Source organism: Nonomuraea rosea, assembly GCF_039539705.1.
Lineage (GTDB): Bacteria > Actinomycetota > Actinomycetes > Streptosporangiales > Streptosporangiaceae > Nonomuraea > Nonomuraea rosea.
In genome coordinates this window covers 189,634-208,320 of record NZ_BAABDQ010000023.1, presented here as the reverse complement: position 1 = coordinate 208,320, position 18,687 = coordinate 189,634, and the positions used below count along the sequence as shown (strand labels likewise).

Below are 18,687 nucleotides of genomic sequence, written 5' to 3'. Positions count from 1 at the left end.
ACCAGCCTCCCGCGCCCGCGTTTTCGCGGGTATCCCACATTTCTGGGGGTCCGGCTACGCTGAACCATGGTCTACGGCCAGGCGATGTCCGAAAGGGTCCGCGACGATATCGGGCGGCTGGTTCACCGCGGGATGCCGGTGGAGGCCTACTGGCGCGCGGTGAGCGATGCCCTGGATGCTGCGGTGCCGTCCGAGGGTTCCTGCTTGATGACCATGGACCCGGCGACCATGCTGCCGACCGCGGAGTTCGTCGAGAACGGGCTGCCCGCAGATTCGATCAGTCGGCTCGTCGAGATCGAGTTACGCGAACCGGACTACACCAAGTGGGTCGACATGGCGCGCGCGGGCACGGCGGCGGCGAGCCTGAGCCACGTGACCGCAGGCGACCTCGACCTCAGCCGCCGTCAGCGAGAGGTCCGGCGTCCTGGGGGCTATTCCGACGAGCTTCGGGTCGTCCTGTCCAGCAGCACCGGTACATGGGGCGCTCTCACCGTGTTCCGCGAGACGGACAGCCCGTACTTCTCGTCGTCTGAGGTACGGCTCCTCTCATCGCTGACCGGGTTGATCTCGGACGGGCTGCGCCGGGCTCTGCTGCTGGATGACGCATGCGCCGACCGCCCTGACACCGGAATGCTCGTGCTGGACCCCGACGACGGTGTCGACCTTGCCAATCGGGAGGCCGAGCAGTGGGTCGACGAACTCGGAGTCGGCGAACGAGCCGGCACCAGGCTGCCGCTCGTGATCCGCTCCGTCGCCAGCCAGGCGCGTGCCATCGCCGCCGGGGAACGGATCGCCGACGTCGGGCTGGCTCGGGCGCGCGTGCGAACCCGGACGGGCCGTTGGGTGATCGTCCGCGGGTCGTTGCTGGGTGAAGGTCCGCTGGCGCCGGTCGCGGTGTTGCTCGAAGCGGCCCGTCCTGCCGAGATGGCACCGTTGCTGGCTGACATGTACGGACTCACCCAGCGAGAGAGACGGGTCACCGAACTCGTCGCCCAAGGACTACCGACCAGACAGATCGCCAACCAGCTGCACCTGGCGGCTTACACCGTTCAGGACCACCTGAAGTCGATCTTCGCCAAGTCCGGCACCGGATCCCGGGGCGACCTGGTCGCCCGCCTGTTCTTCGACCAGCGCGCCACATCCCTGACCGCCCCATCGGCAACCCCGGACGATTAGCGCGGCTTTGACGGTCGCGTACCGGAACCTACGGATCAAAGGATCACTGGAACCGTTTGACCACCCCGTCCGCCAGAGCGTCCGCGGCGGTGGCCAGATGCACTCCCGCGGTGTCCAGCCGGCCCAGCAGCAGAGTCGCCTTCAGTGTGTCGGCGGTCAGCGGGCGGGCGAGCAGCGCGGAGACCGCGTACTGGTACGCCGTTCGCAGGCCCTGCTTCTTGGCGTGCAGGGCGTGTTCGGCGGCCTGCCGGGGCTCGCGGGACAGGAGCCGGACCGCATCGCCGAGTTCGCCGACGCCTCGGGCCAGCGCGGCGAGTATGGGGCGGAACATGTCCGCATCGCCGAGTGCGAACAGGTCCGCCTCGCGGATGAAGTCGCGTACCGCGTCGAGCACGTCGTCGACGGACCGGGACAACCGGAACAGGTCCTCCCGGTCGATGGGCGAGCTGACGCTGCGGCGCAACTGGGCGACGAGCAAGCCGCGCCGCGTGTCCCCCTCGTGCTCTATCTCGCCGATGCGGCTCCGGGCGATGTCCGGGGGCAGCTCACCGTCGGCGAGCGCGGTCGCCAGCGCCACGCCGTCCGCGGCCGCGGAGAGCTGATCGAGGATCAGTCCGGCGAACACCTGGTCGTTGCGTCCGGAGAGCTCCCGGAACAAGTGGTTGAGACGGGTCGCAATCATCGGATCGCCTCCAGGGCCAGGCAACTCACAGCGGCGACCGCGAACGTCGTCGGCAGGGTCAGCAGCCAGGCGCGGCTGAGCCGTACCACTCCTCGCCAGCGCACCCGCCGGGCTCCTCCGGAGAGTCCGGTGCCCACCATGGCGCCGGAAAGGGACTGGGTCATGCTGACCGGAGCCCCGAGCGCGGCGGTGCCGAGGACGACGCCGGCGCTGGACAGCTCGGTGACCACCACCGCGTCCGGACGGCCGCTGGTCAGCTGGCCGGCGAGCGCCGCGGCCAGGCGGGGCAGGCCGATCATGCCTCCCACCAGGAAACAGCCGGTTACGGTGGCCAGTGCCAGTGGTGATACGGCCGGCGCGTTCGTGCTGCCGCTCTGCACGGCGGCCCAGACCGCCAGCATCTTCTGGCCGTCGTTCGCGCCGTAGGCCAGGCAGGTCGCGGCGAGTGCCCCGGCATGCAGCCGGCGCAGCCGCCGGCCAGCCCCCTCCGGCGCGGGCAGCGCCCCGACCATTTTGGTCACGGCCAGCGCGGCGAGGGCTCCGGCCACCGGCGACACGGCGGCGACCAGCAGGACGAGCCCGATGGCCGGCCAGTTCACCGGTGTCCGAGCGCCGACGCCCGCACCGGCGATGCCGCCGATCAGGGCCAGGGTCAGGCTCGTCGGCAGGCCACGCGCGGACAGTGCCGCGGTCACCAGGATCGCGCCGCCGACTCCGGCGGCGACGGCGATACCGGCGTCGGCACCGTCGAAGGCGACCAGGCGCCGGCCGAGGGTCGCGGCCACCGCCGTGCCGAGGACCACCGGGGCGGTGGCGACCGCGGCGGCGAGCAGGACCAGGCCGGTGATCGGCCGGAACCCGTGGATCCGCAGGCCGATCCCGACCAGGGCGCCGGCGTCGTTGAAACCGGTGAAGGCGGCGAAGAGAGCGGCCAGCGCGAGTCCCTGCCAGCTGATGTCTGCCATGGGCACCTCCTTCCCGGGTCGTGTTCCGCCCGCTCAGCCGGTCCGGGTGGCCGGCGGCGAGCTCAGCCGGTCCGGGCGGCCAGGAACGAGATCAGCCGATCAACGGTGACGGTCTCCAGCGGAACCACCACGGCACCGTGACCGTCGGCCAGCGCCTCGCCATCCTCGGGCACGGCCACGACCAGACAGCCCGCGCCCAGCGCCGCCGCGATGCCCGGTGGGGAATCCTCCAGCGCCACACAGTTGCGCGGATCGACGCCCAGCCGTCCGGTCGCCGTCAGGTACGCCTCCGGATGGGGCTTCGGGCAGGTCACCTCGTCCCCGCAGACCACGGTGTCGAACATGCCGGGATCGAGCTGGGTCAGCACCTCGTCGACCAGGGTGCGGTGGCTTGAGGTCACCAGCGCCGTGGGGATCCCCGACCGGCGTACGGATTCCACCACGGCCTCGGCAGTCGGCCGCCACGGCACCCCGAGGGCGAACATCTGCCGGGTACGCTCCAGCAGCCAGGCGGCCGACTCCTCGACGTCGGCCTCGACGCCCAGGTCACCCTGGATGATCCGGGCGGTGTCCCGCAGATTCCCGCCGACCACCCGGCGGCGGGTCTCGCTCGACAGCGTGCCGCCGAGCATCTCGGCGAGACCGGCGAGACTGACGTCCCAGAGGGGTTCGCTGTCGAACAGCGTGCCGTCCATGTCGAACAGCACCGCTTCCAGCGGACCGGCGCCCGGGGCAGCTGTGTTCGTCGTCACTGGAGGGCCTCGGCGAGCCAGCGCCGCACCGTACGGGGATCGTCGCTGGTCGTGCCGTCCACGCCGAGTTCGAGCCAGCGCCGCAGATCGTCCTCGTCGCGGGTGGGCCAGCCATGCACCGGGAAGCCCTCGTCGTGCAGCTGCCGGACGATCTCGGCCGTCAGCCCTTCCCCGCCGCTGTGGATGCGGCAGGACCCCGTTTCCTTGATCAACTTCCGGTAGCCGCCCGGGTGGGCCTCGGCGTCGGTCCAGCTGGGCACGATGATGCCCCGTGGAATCTCCGGCAGCTTCTCGGCTACGGTGATCATCGCCTCGACCGAGAAGCCGGTCAGGATCGTCCGCTCCGCATAGCCGGGATGCTGGGGGAAGAAGCCGGTCAGGCCGTCGATGGCGGCCAGATCCTTGATCTCCAGCTGGATCAGCCGCGTCGTCGCCTGATACATCTGCTCCAGCGTGGGCACCCGCTCGCCCTCGCCCACATCGACCGAGCTGATCGTCGACCAGGTCAGCTCCGCGACCGGGCCCAGCCCCTTGCCGGCCGGCTCGGCCGCGACCCGGTCGAGGGTCGCGTCGTGCAGCATGAAGAGCTGCCCGTCGGAGCTGATTCGTACGTCGGTTTCCATCTCATCGACGCCGGCTTCTTCTGCCACACGGAAGGACGCAATGGTGTTCTCGGGTGCTTCGGCCATGGCGCCGCGGTGTCCGACGACGGCAAATGCCATGATTTTCCTTTCTCGATAAACTTCTACTGGTCAATGAAATTTCGGGCCGGCGGCACGAGAGGTCCCAGGGTCAGGACGTCACCATCCGCCGATACTTCGGCAGCACGCGCTGGATGCCCGGGGCGAGAGTTCGGGCCGCTTCATGCAGTGCCTCGCGCGGGTCGGCGTCGGAGGCGTACACCTTCTGCAGTGCGATCAGCACCTCGGCGATCGTCTCGTTCACGTACCGGCGCATCGCATCCGGCTGGCGGGCACGGCTCAGCTGATCTTGGGCGACCTGGTACGCGGGGGTCTTGGCGTTGCGCTCCTTGATCTTCGAGGAGTTGAGGGAGCTGGTGGTCACCGGGAGATAGCCGGTGTTGAGGCTCCACTCGGGCGCGCCCGTCTCGGCGAGGTACTTGACCACTTCCCAGGTCGCCTGTTTGCGGGCCTTGGTCGCGTTGCGCATGATCGCCAGTCCACTGCCTCCGGTCGGTACGCCGGGCCCGTCCTGCTCGGGCAGGAAGGCGGCGCCGAACTCGAACTTGGCCGCCTTGAGCAGCGAGGTGAGCGCACCGGTGGAGTTGCAGATGGTCGCCGTCACGCCTGCCACGAAATCGGCGTTGATGTCGCCGGCCAGGTAGCCCATCTGGTCGTCGTGGATGAACGCCCGATCGAACTCCAGGGCGGCGACGGTCTGCTCGGAGTCCAGCCTCGACGTCATGCCATCGGAGTAACCGCCGCTGAAGGCCCAGGTCGCGCCCTGGAAGTACCAGTCGTCCGTGCTGCTGTAGCCGCGCATCTTGACCGGTGAGCCGCGGTATCTGAAGCCCTTGAGCTGACGGCCCCATTCCCGCAGCTCGGTGAACGTCCTCGGTCCGCGATCGGGCAGCCCGGCGCCGGCGAAGATCTCCTTGTTGTAGTAGAAGAGCGGTGTCGAACGAGCCCAGGGCAGCCAGTAGACCTGATCTCGAATGGTGCCCTCGGCCAGGAACCTCGGGTGGAACGCGCCGGGGCCGAAGCCGGAGTCGAAGTAGCCGTTCAGCGGTTCCAGCGTCTCGGCGAGGAAGTAGCGGTTCCAGTTCACGTCGCTGAGCGTGACGATGTCGGGAACCTGCGACACGGCGAAGCTGGCGGCCAGCTTGGAGTCGAGCGGGGAGTATCCGGGAAACACCTGGATCTCGCAGAAGATGTCCTGCTGTGAGCCGTTGAACCCGTCGATGACCGACTGCAGGATCTTGGCGTTGGCGGAGGTGAACGCGCTCCACAGCACGACCCGCTCGCGGCGGGCGAACTGCGGCGGCACCTCCCCGCTCACCTGGGCGTAGTCGCCTTCTGAGCGGCCGACGCAGCCGGTCAGCGCCAGGCTGGCCGCGGCCGCGGTGGCACCGGTCAGGAGTCGGCGGCGGCTGAGACTGGTCCCGGTCACACTGGTTCCTTTCTGATCGACCCGGATCGCAGGTGCGGGGTAATCACCGGCGGACCACGCCGCCGGCCAGGCCGGCGACGATGTAGCGCTGTGCCAGCAGGAAGACGATCGCCATCGGCAGGATGACGAACAGGGTTCCGGCCATCAGGGCGCCCCAGTCGTTGATGCCTTCGTTCTCCTTGAGATAGAGCAACCCGATCGGCAGCGTTCGCATGTTGACCGAGTTGGTGGCGATCAGCGGCCACACGAAGCCGTTCCACTCGTCGATCACGGCGATCAGTCCGACGGTGATGATCGCCGGCCGGGACATCGGCACGATGAACGAGACGATTGTGCGCAGGTGCCCGGCGCCGTCCAGTTGCGCCGCCTCCAGCACCTCCCGCGGAATCGACCGGAAGAACTGGTAGAGCAGGAAGGTGCCGAACGCCGACGCCACGCCCGGCAGGATCAGGCCCGCATAGGTGTTCACCAGATCCAGATGGCCGATGGTGATGTAGTTCACCAGCAGGGTCACGTGCCCCGGCACCATCAGCGCGCCGATCATGAAGATGAACAGCCAGCGCTTGCCCGGGAACGGCAGGAAGGCGAAGGCGTACGCGGTGGAGATCGCCAGCACCACCTTGAGCACCGTCCCGATCGCGGCCACCACGACCGAGTTGATCAGGAACTGGCCGAACGGGGCCACCGTCCAGGCGTTGACGAAGTTCTCCAGGGTCAGCGATCCCGGGATCAGCCGCAGCGGCCAGCTGTTGATGTCGGCGTCGGTCTTGAACGCCGTACTGACGAAGAGGTAGAGCGGGATCAGGAAGACCAGGGCCGCGACCACCAGGGCGACCACGCTCCACCAGCGCGTACGCCGAGGGCCGGACGAATGGTGCGGGGTGACCTCGGGTGTCACCGCATTCGGCATGACCGTCATCAGTAGTGCACCCGCCGCTCGACGAATCGGAACTGCAACACGGTGATCACCATCAGCACCACGAACATGATCATGGAAGCCGCGCTCGAGACGCCGACGTTGCTCCGGTTGAACGCCTCGTCGTAGATGAACCAGCTCAACGTGGTGGTGGAGCCGGCGGGCCCACCCTTGGTCATCATGGCGATCACGTCGAAGGACTGGAAGGCGGAGATCGTCTGGGTGATCACCAGGAAGAAGGTGGTCGGGGAGAGGAGCGGGAAGATCACCCGCCGGAACTGCGTCCACCGGCCGGCGCCGTCGATGCTGGCCGCTTCCAGCACCTCGGCCGGAATCTGCTGGATGCCCACCAGGTAGACGATCGCGACGAAGCCGAGACCCTTCCAGATGGAGACGATGATCAATGCCCACAGCGCCCAGGAGCTGTCGGTCGTCCAGGACGGCGAGTCCGCTCCGAACGCGTTGAACAGCAGCCGGCTGAGGCCGAGATTGGGATCGAAGATCAGCAGCCAGATGGTCGCGATCGCCGCCCCGGACAGGACGTGCGGGGAGAAGGCGAGCGTCTGCACCGCGGTGGTGCCCCGGATGCGCTGCGAGAACAGCAGCGCCAGCGCCAGGCCGAGCACCAAGGTCACGACAACGACGACGACCACCCACACCAGCGTGCGGAACAGGACCTCGGAGAAGGACCAGCTGCTGAACAGAGCCTCGTAGTTGAGCAGGCCGGCCCAGTCGGCGCTCGGCGAGATGAAGTCCCAGGTGGTGAAGCTCAGGTAGATGTTCTCGATGATCGGCCAGTAGGAGAACACGGCGATCAACGCCAGGTTGGGTAGCGCGAACGCGGCGAACAGCAGGTACCCGCGCCGTCGCCGGCGTATCGCGCCGATTGACCGTTCGGAGGCCGTTCCCCCGGCATTGGCCGGCCGGCGGGCGCCGATCGACAGAGCTGATCTCGAACCGAGATCGCTTGCTCCACTGCTCACGGGCTACCACCCATCCGCATCGACGATGAACGCTGGTGACTTTACTGGTGGTCCTGCGCTCAACTCTGGTCAGAAGATGGCAAATCTGTGATTATTGCGCGAACGTTTCAACCATATGTGCAAGGGCGTAAACCAGATGTCCAGCTCATTTCAGGGCCGCGCCTTCGACCGTCAGCAGCGGATCCTCAGCTACGTCCGCAACGAAGGCCGTGCGGTCGTCTCCGAGATCGCCGACCTGTTCGCGATCTCGCCCGTGACGCTGCGCCGGGATCTGCGTGCGCTTGAGTCACAGCGGCTGATCGTCCGGTCGTACGGCGCCTTCTACCCCACTGACATCGGCCGCTACGAGACGCCGGTGGAAAACCGGCACAAAGCCCGGACCGAGGAGCGGCTGGCCATCGCCGAAGCCGCGGTCGCCCTGATGGCCGACGTCGGCACGGTGCTTCTCGACGAGGGTGCGCTGCCGGAGGATCTGGTCGGGCCGATGCGCAGGCTGCAGCGGATGACCGTGGTGACCCGATCTCTGACCGTTGCTGCTGAACTCGGACGTCAGACTGATCACGATGTGATCATTGTCGGCGGCCGGCTGCGGCCGGCGACCATGGGAACGGTCGACCGGTGGGCGACGGCGATGCTCGCGGAGCTGAATGTCGACCTGGCGTTCATGGGCGCCAACGGGGTGTCGATCGACCGCGGGCTGACGACTCCCGACCCGTCCGTGGCGCAGGCCAAGACGGCGGCGATGCTGGCGGCCCGCCAGTCCGTGCTGTTGTGCGAGCACACCCGGTTCGGGGTGATCAGCTTCGCCAAGTTCGCCGATGTCGGGCAGCTGGCCTGGGTCGTCACCGGCAAACAGCTGTCCCGATCGTCCGCGCAGCGCTACGGCGCGGCCGGCCCCCGAGTGCTCCGCGTCTGATCCTGCGGCGATCTTTGTGATCTGGCGCGCAGGGGCGTGGCGCCGGTGGTGTCCGGGCCGGACGGGACGATCACATCGGTCGCGCGGGATTCATCCGGCGGTCACGGCACTGATGACAGCGGCGGTGAGGCGCTGCCGCACCTCGATGGCGGGCCTGCCGCAGTCGATCGTCAGTTGTTCCCACACGGGGATCGAGGTCATCGCCCAGGCCAGGTCGGCGGCGGTGTCCGGGTCGAGCCCCGGCGGCAGGCGGCCGGCGGTCGCCGGTCGTTGCGCGGCGTGCCGGAAGCCCGTGCGAAGCTCGTCCATGCGGTCGTTCCAGGCGGTCATGGCGTCGGGGTCATCGCGGCGGGAGGCCAGCAGCGCCGAGGCCACGGGGTGGATCTTCGCCGCGTAGCGTAGCCATACGATCACGAACGCTTCCAGGGCCTTCACCGGGTCGTCCTTGCCGAGTGCCTGCTTGCAGTGGCGGCGGATGTCCTCCTGTTCGTCCATGTGGCGCACGACGGCCACGAAAAGGCTGGCCCGGGAGCTGAAGTGCAGATACACCGCTTGGCGGGAAACCCCGGCCGCGCGGGCACCTCTGCGGTCATGGCCGGCGACCGCGGCGCCTGGCTCTCCTGCTACGCCGACGATGCGGTGCTGTACGACCCGGTCGGTGGCTCACCCCTGGATGCCCAGGGGGCCGGCGTCCGGGGCCTGGACGGGCTCGACCGCTTCTGGCGGCAAGGCATCGCCCCCAACCAGGTACGTTTCGATGTCACCGCGGTGCACGCCGCGGGCGACGAGGCCGCCGTCGTCGCCACGGTCCCCATACGTTTCCCCAACGACGGCGTCTTCGTCTGCACGATCAACCACGACAATCAGGTCGTCTCGCTACGCGGGTACTGGGACGTGCAGCGCGTTCTGTCGGCACTCAGCGCCTGAGGCCCGTTCCTTCAGCCTCGGGCACCTGCGACGCTCGCGGCGTCTGGTGTCGATGCGGCATGCCGCCGGCCTCGAGCCTCGACCACACCGTGGGCGGTACGAGGTCCGACCGGATTCATCGCGTTCCTCCCTCATCGAGCGCGAAGGACGCGGAACCGCACGGCCCGGGTCACGACAGGGACATCGCTGTCCCCGTCATGACGTGCTCCGGCGCTCGCTCACGGGCGCTGGAGCCACAGGGCCGGCCGCGGGCTCAGCCGAGGTTCACGCGGGTCAGGGCGTTGACGCGCGTCGCCATGATGCTCACGTTGAACACCGAGATGTTCGAGGTCGTGGTCGCGTTGCACGACAACCGCACGGTCCCGGAGGTGCCCACGGTGCGCGCCGTGACCGCTGCCAGGCTGGCGAGCTGGCCGTTGGGGCCCAGCGAGGCGACCGTGCGGCTGTTGTTGGTGCTGCTCTCGCTGATGATCAGCAACGTGCAGGCCAGGCCGGACGCCACGGCCGTGTTGTTGCGGCCGGTGAGCGTGGCCTCGGCGGTCCAGCTTCCGGCCGGGACGGCGAAGTCGAAGAAGACGTTCGCGGCGCCCGTCGCCGTCCGGGTGGCGAACGTGTCGGCGATGATCACTTCGGGAGGCACCGCGGCGGACGCCGGGACAGCTAAGCCGATGCCGGCGAGCGTGGCAACCGCCGCGACCCAGATCGCCCGCCGGCCGCGTACCTTCTTGAGAATCGCAGCAGACATGCCGCATCACTCCTCACATCCGGGGCGGCGCTGTGCCGCCCGACAACGCTCCGATCGTGCCGTGCGGCGTTGCGCAACCGTCGCACCCGCATCCGCGCCAACACCGGGCCCACACATGCCCGGCGACGGGAGCGGCCCTGTGCCCTGCGCCGGGCGGCGGCATCGGACAGGGGTCTCCGTCGCGGGTGACTTCCTGGTGGTCGAGACGGTGCTGCTCAAACGGCTTTATGCGCTGGCCATCATTGAGTACGGCACGCGAAAAGTGCACCTGGCCGGAGCATGGACTGTGCAGCAGGCCCGCAACCTGGCGATGGATCTGGGGGAGCGCATCGCCAGACCGAGGATGAACGCCATCTGCGAGCGGATCATCGACCACGACAAGGTGAAGCGCTGAGTCGACGGGATTTTCAGGGTTTGACGGGTCATCGCCCGATACCGTCTGACAATGCGCGTTGATCGATCTGGGTTGCTGGTTCTCAGTACGTTGGCCGCGTTGTCCAGTGGGTGCAGCATCGTCGCGCCGGACCTGCCTGAGGAGGTTCGACCTGCGCCATCGTCCCCGAATCTGGGGCCGCTGGCAGGCAAGGTCGTGGTGCTCGACCCCGGGCACAACGGTGGGAACGCCTCACATCCCACCGAGATCAACCGGCAGGTCGACATCATCACTCAGAGCAAGGCCTGCAACGCCGTCGGCTTCGAGACCGCCTCCGGATACCAGGAGAACGCCTTCGCCTGGAGCGTCGCCCAACATCTCAAGCCACTCCTGGAAAAGATGGGCGCCGAGGTCGTGCTCACCCGGCCCGACGACGAAGGCGTCGGTCCGTGCGTCACCGAGCGGGCGGCCATCGGGAACGAGGTCAAGGCGGACGCGGTGGTGTCCATCCATGGCGACAGCGGAAAGCCGGGCGGGCACGGGTTCCACGTGGCCCTTCCCGGGTTGCTTCCCGGGCACAACGACGAGGTCGTCAGTCCGTCCCGCCGGCTCGGGCTGGCGATCCGCGACGCGTACCAGGCCGGCACCGGCATGCCGTACGCGAACTACAGAGGCGAGAACGGCCTGCGGTCCCGTACCGACCTGGGCGGGCTCAACCTGTCGAAGCGCCCGGTCGTGTTCATCGAGTGCGGCAACATGCGCAATGCCGGCGACGCGGCCAAGATGTCCGACGCCGGATTCCGCAAGCGCATCGCCGACTCGCTGGCGAACGGGATCGAGAACTTTTTCAGCGGTGACTGACCAAGTCCTGTCTCGGTGAGGCCGGGGTGCGCCGGAGTGGTCAGGTCAGGTCAGTCGGCTCGGCGGGCAAGGGTGAGATCGGCGGTGAAGGTCATGTCCACGCCGTCGCCCAGCAGCGCGGCCTCCTCCCGCAGCACCAGCTTCCGCAGGCCCGGGTCGGGGATCCGGTAGGCGGAGATGGTGCCGGCCAGATCCAGGTAGGGGCCGGCGTCGTACCACTCCGTCCAGGTGTAGGCGCGCAGGCCGGGGCCGGTGGCTGATGCGGGCCTCAACGCCCACGCCCCAGTTACGGAAGGACCGGGTTTGCTCCTGTTGTCGGCGGGGTTTGCTCAGGGTGCCACCCGCGTTGCCTTTGTTGACCTGGTGAAGGAGATGAATCCACGATCGTCCTCGGTCACCAGGGCGGTGTAGCTGAACGCATCATCGGCGATGTGACGCAGATCGACACCGACGAGGGCAAGTTGTATCTGGCCACGGTCGAGGATCTGTTCTCGCGCCGGCTGCTCGGCTACGCCATGTCCGAGCACCACGATGCCGCGCTGATGTGCGCCTCACTGCAGATGGCGGCGGCCACCCGCGGCGGCGACTCCACTCCGACCGCGGCTCGGAATACACCGCCGCCCGCCACCAGGGCCTGTGCCGGCGCCTGGGCGTGGTCCAGTCCATGGGCCGGGTCGGGTGCGCGCTCGACAAGCGGTGCGCGCGGCAGTGAAGCCACACCTGTTCCAGGCCGGCGCCCAGCAGCATCCCGCGCACCGTCCGCGTCTGCGCGATCAACCCCACCACAAGAGTCGCGAACGAGCGATGCTCCTCCGGCATCACCACGTCCGCCAGATCACGCTGAAGCGCGCCCACCCGTTTCTGGGCTGCGCACGGTCCGCGTCATGAGGCGCGCCCGCTCGGCGCGTCTCACCGAGGCTGAGCCCGGCACGCCCCGGTGGGGTCGGGGGATCGGTATCGGCTGATCAGCGTGCGAGGTGAGCCGCATCGGTGCATCGGTCGTGTGTGGTCTGGCGTCCGTTCCGTCTGAGGGGTTTGTGGGCGTTGGTCGCCCTCTCCAGCAGGGCTGTCTGGGCGGGTCGGGGGGTTGGAACGGGGGGTGGAACGCGATGGAACGCCTTTCTAGTAAGGCGGCTCTGCCTCGGGGGCATGCCATCGCGGAGCCGCTGAGGGTTCGTGCCGGCCGCCGGGGTGCGTGGTCGGCGCCGGCTCGTCCACTCCAAGGAGGATGCAGTGATCGACCGTGTCCAGCACCGGTCCGGCCGAGGCTCGTGGATCGAGTCCGCGGCCGGAGAGCGGGATGAGCGATGACGGGGGAGCTCGTCCCGGGGCCGCGGGACTTCCGGCTGATGGTGGCGCCGGAGCCATTCGATCCTGCGGCAGCGGAACCGTCCCGCCAAGAACCGTCCCGCCAAGTACCCGCCCGCCAAGAGCCGCCCCCCAGTGAGTCGTCCCGCCGGGAGCGGCTCGCCGCGGCAGGCGTGGCGCGGGCGACGGTCGTGCAGTTCGCGGCGTTGCTGAGCGAGCCCGACATCGCCCGCCTCAAGGCGTCGTACGGCCTGCGCCTGGACACGTTCATCCCCAACCTGGCCTACCTGGAACGCCTGGACACCGCGACCGCCGACCGCGTACGCGCGGACTTCCTGGTCAGGGCGGTCATCCCGTTCCCGCAGGCGTCGAAGCTGTCGCCCACGATCCCCGCCACGGGGCCGCTCGACCTGACGATGGTGCTGTTCGAGGACTCGGACCCCGTCGCCGTCACGGCGAGTCTGACCGCGCTCGGCGCGCGTGACATGGCGACGGCCGATGACCGGGAGAGCGGCGGGCGGCTGCGGTTGCACCTCACGCTCGACGACCCGTCCAGGGTCGCCCAGGCCGCGGCGATCGACGACGTCATCTGGATCGAGCCCGAGCCCGAGTTCACCCTCATGGACGCCGGCCCGGCGCGGACGATCCAGTCGGGCGACCCGTCCAGCGGCTCGATCTGGATCCACAACCTGCACGGCGAGGACCAGGTGATCGGGATGATCGACCAGGGTGGCGTCGACCTGGACCACTGCTTCTTCGCCGGCAACCCGCCGAACAAACCCGGTTCGGGCCATCGCAAGGTGGTCCGGGCGTTCAACGAAGGCGTCGTCGGCCTCCACTTCATGCAGATGGCCGGCATCATCGCCGGTGACCAGCTCGGGTTCTCCGGCAATCACCCGAACCGTGGCGGCGCGTGGGCCGCCAAGCTCGTCACCCGCAGCCTCGGGGACCTGAAGCGAGAGAAGATCAGTACGGGTTTCCTGGTCTTCAGCCTCGAGACCCTGCTGAATGCGTCGAGGGAGGAGGGCGCGAGCGTCCATAACCTGAGCTGGGGGATCGGCAGGGCGGCGGCCTACGACCTGCTGGCCCAGGACGCGGACAGGTTCAGCTTCGACCACGAGGACCAGTTGCTGGTCGCGGCCGGCCAGAACGTGGAGCAGGGGCCGGAGAACCTGCCGCCCGGGATCGCGTTCAACACGCTGTGCGTCGCGGCCACGAAAGCCTTCCCCGACCACATGTCGCGGGGCAACGGGGTGAACGGGCCGACGCCCGACGGCCGACGCAAGCCGGACCTCATGGCGGTCGGCTGCGGCATCACCACCTCGACGATCCCTAGGCCCGCTCCCAATGGCCCGTTCTGCGACGTGGAAACGATCGCGTGCGGTTGCAGCGCCGCGACGGCGAACACGTCGGCCGCGGCCGCGCTGGTGCGCCAGTACTTCCAGAGGGGCTTCTACCCGGCCGGCGAACCGCGGCAGGACAAGGTCATCAAGCAGCCGTCAGGAGCGCTGATCAAGGCGGTGCTGCTCAACTCGACCGTCCGCATGACCGATCACCCCGGCTACCCGAACGACATCACGGGATGGGGGATCATCCAGCTCGACCGGACGCTGTTCTTCAAGGACTTCAGCCCCCGCAGGCTGATCGTCAAGGACGTTTCGAAGAGCGCCGGCCTGCGGATGGGCGAGACGCGTACGTCCCAGTTCTTCGTCAACGGCGACACGGAGCCGCTGAAGATCACCCTGGTGTGGGTCAACCGGCCGCCGTCCGAGCAGAACCTGCCGCATCCCCGGGTGGACGCCATCAGGTTCGAGGTGGAGGACTCCCAAGGCAACTTCTACATGGGCAACGACCTCGACGGGATCAACGGAGTCTCGCGGAAGCTGGCGAAAGCCCCGGCCGGCCCGCCGGACGCGATCAACAACGTCCAGATGGTCATCGTGAATCAGCCCACTCCAGGGACCTGGAGGATCCGGCTGCGCCAGTCCGGGCACCAGGAGAAACAGCGCTACGCGCTCGTGGTCTCCGGTGACGTCGCCGTGGACGAGCTGTGACGGGCCCGCGTCCCGACTTCCGGCTGATGGTGGGGCCGGAGCCGGTCGATCCCGTGGAGCTCGTACAGGAGAGCGCGTTGGCCGGGCCGCAGGCGACGGTCGTGCAGTTCACGGCGTTGCTGAGCGGGCCGGACATCGTCCGGCTCAAGGCGGCGTACGGGCTGCGGCTGGACCGGTTCGTCCCCAATCTGGCCTATCTCGAACGGCTGGACGCGGCGACCGCCGACCGGGTGCGCGCGGATTTCCTGGTCCGGGCCGTGACCCCGTTCCCGCAGGCGGCCAAGCTCTCGCCCGACATCCCGGTGGCCGGGCCGCTCGCTCTGACGGCGGTGTTGTTCGACGACTCGGACGCCGCCGCCGTCACGGCGAGCCTGACGGCGATCGGCGCGCACGACGTCGCGGCGAGCGACGCCCGCGAGTTCGGCGGCAGGCTGCGCCTGGTCTTCGGGCTCGACGACGTGACCAAGGTCGCCCAGGTCGCGGCGCTGGAGGACGTCACGTGGCTCGAACCGGCGCCCGCGGTCGAGAACCAGGACGTGCCGTCCGCCCAGGTGATCCAGTCCGGCGACCCGGCCCGGGGCACCGTGTGGGATCGGCACCTGCACGGCGAGGACCAGGTGATCCAGATCATCGAAGAGGGCACGCTCGACCTCAACCACTGCTTCTTCGCCGACGCCGCCCCGAACAGGCCCGGCCCCGGCCATCGCAAGGTACGCGCGCTGTTCAAAAGGGCCGGCACCGCGCCCGACAACCACTTCATGAAGGTCGCGGGCATCGCCGCCGGCGACGAGATCGGCAACTCCGGCCAGCACCAGGACCGCGGCGGCGCCTGGGCAGCGAAGATCGTCGGCAACGACAGCGCCGCGCTGCGCGACCTGGGCCCGAATCACCGCAGCGTCCACCAGTTCCTGGAGGACGGGAGGGGCGTCGGCGCGACCATCCACAACTTCAGTTGGGTCAACGCCATCACCGTCCGCTACGAGTCCACCGCCCGGGACGTGGACGCGTTCTGTTTCGCCCGCGAGGAGCAGGTGGTGGTCGCCGGCGGGCCGAACACGCGGCCGAACGCGAAGAACCTGCCGCCCGGCATCGCGCTCAACGCGATCTGCGTCGCGGCGGCCAGGGCCCACCCCGGCCACATGACGCGGGGCAGCGGCGTGGACGGGCCGTCGTTCGACAGCCGCCGCAAGCCGGACCTGATGGCCGTCGGCTGCGGCATCAGGACCTCCGTCCTGCCGCCCGCGCCACCCCAGGGCGTGTACTGCGACACCGCCGTCCAGACGTGCGGCACCAGTTTCGCGACGCCGAACGCCGCGGCCGCGGCCGCCCTCGTACGCCAGTACTTCACCCAGGGCTTCTACCCGAACGGCAAGCCCGAGCAGGACAAGATCGTCAAGCAGCCGTCAGGCGCGCTGATCAAGGCGGTGCTGCTGAACGCGACCGTCGACATGACCGGCCACCCCGGCTACCCGAGCGGCGTCGAGGGCTGGGGGCTCATCCAGCTCGACCGGGCCCTGTTCTTCGAGAACGGCACGCGCAAACTGATCGTGCACGACGTCAGGAGCGCCGCCTCCATGGCGACGTCCGCGACCCGCTCGTACGGCTTCACCGTCGACAACGCGGGCGAGCAGCTGAAGATCACCCTCGTCTGGACGAGCAAGGCGATGACGGAGGTGGCGCCGTTCACCCCGGACCCCATCCGGTTCGAGGTGGCGGACCCCGCCGGGGGCTTCTACATGGGCAACGACTTCGACGTGCCCAACGGGGTCTCGCGGAAGCTGGCGGCGCCCCCGAAAGCGCCGCCCGACATCGCCAACAACGTCCAGATGGTCATCGTGAGCAACCCCGCTCCCGGCCCCTGGACGATCCGGCTGCGCCCCGTGCTCACGCGGGCGCCGCAGGGTTTCGCGCTGGTGATCACGGGAGGTGTGCGATGAGGAGTGAGCGACAGGACTTCCGGCTGCTGGTGGGGCCGGAGCCGTTCGATCCCACGCAGGTGGAGCCGGCCGCATTGGCCGGGCCGCAGGCGACGGTCGTGCAGTTCGCGGCGTTGCTGAGCGGGCCGGACATCGTCCGGCTCAAGGCGGCGTACGGGCTGCGGCTGGACCGGTTCGTCCCGAATCTGGCCTATCTCGAACGGCTGGACGCGGCGACCGCCGACCGGGTGCGCGCCGACTTCCTGGTCCGGGCCGTGGCCCCGCTGCCGCAGGCGGCCAAGCTCTCCCCGGACATCCCGGCGACCGGGCCGCTCGACCTGGTGGCGGTGCTGTTCGACGACTCAGACGCCGACGCCGTCACGGTCGCGCTGACGACGATCGGCGCGCACGACGTCGCCACGGTCGACGGCCGGGCCTTCGGCGGGCGGCTGCGCCTGCGTCTCACGCTGGCCGACGCGGCCAAGCTCGCCCAGGTCGCGGCGCTCGACGACGTCACGTGGCTCGAACCGGTGCCGACGATCGTCGACGCGGACGTGCCGTCCGCCCAGACGACCCAGTCCGGCGACCCGGCCAGGGGCACCGTCTGGGACCGGCGCCTGCACGGCGAGGACCAGGTGATCCAGGTCATCGAGCGGGGCACGCTCGACCTCAACCACTGCTTCTTCGCCGACGTCGCCCCGAACAGGCCCGGCCCCGGCCATCGCAAGATCCGCGAGCTGTTCAACCCGAGAGGGGCCACGCCCCGCGACCACTTCATGAAGGTCGCGGGCATCGCGGCCGGTAACGAGCTGGGCAACTCCGGCAACCACCAGGGCAGAGGCGGCGCCTGGGCCGCGAAGATCGTCGGCAACGACGCCGGCCTGATCCTCGCCCCGCCGGACAAGACGTCGCCTGACCCGATCCGCCGCCCGCGCAGCCTGCAGGAGCTGCTGGAGGAAGGGAGGGGCGCCGGGGCGACCGTCCACAACATCAGCTGGAGCACCAATATCCGTTACGACGTCGCCGCCCGGGACCTGGACGCGTTCTGCCTGGCCCGCGAGGAGCAGGTGGTGGTCGTCTCCGGCGAGAACACCGGGGTGAATCCGAAGAACGCCTCGCCCAGCGTCGCATTCAACGCGCTCTGCGTCGCGGCGGCCAAGGCCTTCCCCGACCAGATGTCGCGGGGCAGCGGCGTGGACGGGCCGTCGTTCGACGGCCGCCGCAAGCCGGAGCTGATGGCCGTCGGCTGCGGCATCAGGACCTCCGTCCTGCCGCCCACGCCGTCCACGGGCCTGTACTGCGACACCGAGGTCCAGACCCGATGCAGTACGAGCTTCGCGACGCCGAACGTCTCGGCCGCGGCCGCCCTCGTCCGCCAGTACTTCAACCAGGGCTTCTACCCCAAGGGCCGGCCGGTGGAGGGCAACCGCAACCCCAGCCCGTCAGGCGCGCTGATCAGGGCGGTGCTGCTGAACGCGACCGTCGACATGAGCGGTCATCCCGGCTACCCGACCGACACCGAGGGCTGGGGGCTCATCCAGCTTGACCGGACCCTGTCCTTCGAGAACGGCACCCGCTCGATGGTCGCGATCGACATCCCGCGACGAGCCGGTCTGCGCCTGGCCGAGACCCGTACCTACCGCTTCAACGTCCATGACGCGAGAGAGCCGTTGAAGATCACCTTCGTGTGGGTGAACCGGCCGCCGTCCGAGGGCCAGACCACCCCCACCGTGCAGACGATCAGGTTCGAGGTCGAGGACCCCGCCGGGAACCTCTACGCGGGCAACGACTTCGACGTGCCCAGCGGGTTCTCCCGGCAACGCAAGACCAGCCCGCCCGTTCCGCCGGACATCACCAACAACGTCCAGATGGTCGCCCTGCCGAGCCCCGTCATCGGTACGTGGATGATCCGGCTCCGCCCGTTCACGAATCTTGAAACCCAAGGTTACGCGCTGGTCATATCCGGCGGCGTGATCTAGACCG

At 69.0% G+C, this 18,687-nt stretch carries 20 protein-coding genes; 9 read left to right on the top strand and 11 right to left on the bottom strand.

All coding sequences use genetic code 11. The features are described 5' to 3' along the window. Positions 1-66 precede the first annotated feature (66 nt). Positions 67-1,176, top strand: a complete 1,110-nt coding sequence (locus tag ABEA43_RS40720) for a helix-turn-helix transcriptional regulator (RefSeq protein ID WP_345570638.1) — start codon at positions 67-69, stop codon at positions 1,174-1,176. Positions 1,177-1,219: 43 nt separating this feature from the next. Here the strand turns inward: ABEA43_RS40720 and ABEA43_RS40715 are convergent, their stop codons facing one another. The 7 genes from ABEA43_RS40715 to ABEA43_RS40685 form a co-directional block, all read right to left on the bottom strand. Continuing rightward, the gene (locus ABEA43_RS40715; RefSeq protein ID WP_345570637.1) at positions 1,220-1,858 is read right to left on the bottom strand and encodes a DUF47 domain-containing protein; all 639 of its coding nucleotides are present in this window, start codon (positions 1,856-1,858) and stop codon (positions 1,220-1,222) included. Further along, positions 1,855-2,823 carry an inorganic phosphate transporter gene (locus tag ABEA43_RS40710; protein ID WP_345570636.1) on the bottom strand — a complete coding sequence of 323 codons (969 nt, stop codon included), beginning with the start codon at positions 2,821-2,823 and terminating at the stop codon, positions 1,855-1,857. The genes ABEA43_RS40715 and ABEA43_RS40710 overlap by 4 nt, the downstream gene beginning before the upstream one ends. A gap of 62 nt (positions 2,824-2,885) precedes the next feature. Then, a complete protein-coding gene (locus ABEA43_RS40705; protein WP_345570635.1) occupies positions 2,886-3,575 on the bottom strand; it encodes an HAD family hydrolase in 690 nt (229 codons plus the stop codon). Continuing rightward, positions 3,572-4,297, bottom strand: a complete 726-nt coding sequence (locus tag ABEA43_RS40700) for a glycerophosphodiester phosphodiesterase (RefSeq protein WP_345570633.1) — start codon at positions 4,295-4,297, stop codon at positions 3,572-3,574. The genes ABEA43_RS40705 and ABEA43_RS40700 overlap by 4 nt, the downstream gene beginning before the upstream one ends. A gap of 70 nt (positions 4,298-4,367) precedes the next feature. Further along, on the bottom strand, positions 4,368-5,705 hold the full coding sequence (locus tag ABEA43_RS40695; protein ID WP_345570632.1) for an ABC transporter substrate-binding protein: 1,338 nt from the start codon (positions 5,703-5,705) through the stop codon (positions 4,368-4,370). 43 nt (positions 5,706-5,748) lie between these two features. Continuing rightward, a complete protein-coding gene (locus ABEA43_RS40690; protein WP_345570630.1) occupies positions 5,749-6,615 on the bottom strand; it encodes a carbohydrate ABC transporter permease in 867 nt (288 codons plus the stop codon). 8 nt (positions 6,616-6,623) lie between these two features. After that, positions 6,624-7,604 carry a carbohydrate ABC transporter permease gene (locus ABEA43_RS40685; protein WP_345570628.1) on the bottom strand — a complete coding sequence of 327 codons (981 nt, stop codon included), beginning with the start codon at positions 7,602-7,604 and terminating at the stop codon, positions 6,624-6,626. A gap of 94 nt (positions 7,605-7,698) precedes the next feature. Between ABEA43_RS40685 and ABEA43_RS40680 the strand changes: the two genes are divergently transcribed. Further along, positions 7,699-8,520: a DeoR/GlpR family DNA-binding transcription regulator gene (locus tag ABEA43_RS40680; protein ID WP_345570627.1), complete on the top strand. Its 822-nt coding sequence runs from the start codon at positions 7,699-7,701 to the stop codon at positions 8,518-8,520. A gap of 90 nt (positions 8,521-8,610) precedes the next feature. Here ABEA43_RS40680 and ABEA43_RS40675 read toward each other — a convergent pair whose 3' ends face one another. Further along, positions 8,611-9,069 carry a TetR/AcrR family transcriptional regulator gene (locus ABEA43_RS40675; RefSeq protein WP_425570453.1) on the bottom strand — a complete coding sequence of 153 codons (459 nt, stop codon included), beginning with the start codon at positions 9,067-9,069 and terminating at the stop codon, positions 8,611-8,613. Between ABEA43_RS40675 and ABEA43_RS40670 the strand changes: the two genes are divergently transcribed. Beyond that, positions 9,058-9,447, top strand: coding sequence for a nuclear transport factor 2 family protein (locus ABEA43_RS40670; RefSeq protein WP_345570623.1), 390 nt, complete (start codon positions 9,058-9,060; stop codon positions 9,445-9,447). The genes ABEA43_RS40675 and ABEA43_RS40670 overlap by 12 nt on opposite strands. Before the next feature lie 253 nt (positions 9,448-9,700). On the opposite strand, the gene ABEA43_RS40665 is transcribed toward ABEA43_RS40670, so the two are convergent. Next, positions 9,701-10,192: a hypothetical protein gene (locus tag ABEA43_RS40665; RefSeq protein ID WP_345570622.1), complete on the bottom strand. Its 492-nt coding sequence runs from the start codon at positions 10,190-10,192 to the stop codon at positions 9,701-9,703. A 196-nt stretch (positions 10,193-10,388) separates the two neighbouring features. Here ABEA43_RS40665 and ABEA43_RS40660 point away from each other — a divergent pair, with 196 nt between their 5' ends. Together ABEA43_RS40660 and ABEA43_RS40655 are read left to right on the top strand one after the other, a co-directional pair. Then, entirely contained in the window at positions 10,389-10,586 is a 198-nt protein-coding gene (locus ABEA43_RS40660) for a hypothetical protein (protein WP_345570620.1), read from the top strand. A 99-nt stretch (positions 10,587-10,685) separates the two neighbouring features. Further along, entirely contained in the window at positions 10,686-11,426 is a 741-nt protein-coding gene (locus ABEA43_RS40655) for an N-acetylmuramoyl-L-alanine amidase (RefSeq protein WP_345570619.1), read from the top strand. Positions 11,427-11,476: 50 nt separating this feature from the next. Here ABEA43_RS40655 and ABEA43_RS40650 read toward each other — a convergent pair whose 3' ends face one another. Both ABEA43_RS40650 and ABEA43_RS40645 read right to left on the bottom strand, forming a co-directional pair. Beyond that, positions 11,477-11,698 carry a hypothetical protein gene (locus tag ABEA43_RS40650; RefSeq protein ID WP_345570617.1) on the bottom strand — a complete coding sequence of 74 codons (222 nt, stop codon included), beginning with the start codon at positions 11,696-11,698 and terminating at the stop codon, positions 11,477-11,479. Positions 11,699-11,755: 57 nt separating this feature from the next. After that, positions 11,756-11,956, bottom strand: a complete 201-nt coding sequence (locus ABEA43_RS40645) for a hypothetical protein (RefSeq protein ID WP_345570615.1) — start codon at positions 11,954-11,956, stop codon at positions 11,756-11,758. On the opposite strand from ABEA43_RS40645, the gene ABEA43_RS68300 reads away from it, so the two are divergent. The 4 genes from ABEA43_RS68300 (at position 11,858) to ABEA43_RS40630 (ending at position 18,683) form a co-directional block, all read left to right on the top strand. Further along, entirely contained in the window at positions 11,858-12,391 is a 534-nt protein-coding gene (locus ABEA43_RS68300; RefSeq protein WP_425570452.1) for a DDE-type integrase/transposase/recombinase, read from the top strand. The genes ABEA43_RS40645 and ABEA43_RS68300 overlap by 99 nt on opposite strands. 516 nt (positions 12,392-12,907) lie before the next feature. Continuing rightward, positions 12,908-14,788 (top strand): S8 family serine peptidase, encoded by a 1,881-nt coding sequence (locus tag ABEA43_RS40640; RefSeq protein ID WP_345570613.1) that lies wholly within the window; start codon positions 12,908-12,910, stop codon positions 14,786-14,788. Further along, positions 14,785-16,725 carry a S8 family serine peptidase gene (locus tag ABEA43_RS40635; protein WP_345570611.1) on the top strand — a complete coding sequence of 647 codons (1,941 nt, stop codon included), beginning with the start codon at positions 14,785-14,787 and terminating at the stop codon, positions 16,723-16,725. The genes ABEA43_RS40640 and ABEA43_RS40635 overlap by 4 nt, the downstream gene beginning before the upstream one ends. Beyond that, entirely contained in the window at positions 16,722-18,683 is a 1,962-nt protein-coding gene (locus ABEA43_RS40630) for a S8 family serine peptidase (protein ID WP_345570609.1), read from the top strand. Before ABEA43_RS40635 ends, ABEA43_RS40630 begins: the two co-directional genes overlap by 4 nt. The last annotated feature ends 4 nt before the right edge of the window (positions 18,684-18,687 follow it).

Coding starts and splice junctions, on each gene's coding strand:
- ABEA43_RS40715 (WP_345570637.1), bottom strand. CDS start 1,858: ATGATTGCGACCCGTCTCAACCACTTGTTCCGGGAGCTCTCCGGACGC.
- ABEA43_RS40710 (WP_345570636.1), bottom strand. CDS start 2,823: ATGGCAGACATCAGCTGGCAGGGACTCGCGCTGGCCGCTCTCTTCGCC.
- ABEA43_RS40700 (WP_345570633.1), bottom strand. CDS start 4,297: ATGGCATTTGCCGTCGTCGGACACCGCGGCGCCATGGCCGAAGCACCC.
- ABEA43_RS40690 (WP_345570630.1), bottom strand. CDS start 6,615: ATGCCGAATGCGGTGACACCCGAGGTCACCCCGCACCATTCGTCCGGC.
- ABEA43_RS40665 (WP_345570622.1), bottom strand. CDS start 10,192: ATGTCTGCTGCGATTCTCAAGAAGGTACGCGGCCGGCGGGCGATCTGG.
- ABEA43_RS40630 (WP_345570609.1), top strand. CDS start 16,722: ATGAGGAGTGAGCGACAGGACTTCCGGCTGCTGGTGGGGCCGGAGCCG.
- ABEA43_RS40720 (WP_345570638.1), top strand. CDS start 67: ATGGTCTACGGCCAGGCGATGTCCGAAAGGGTCCGCGACGATATCGGG.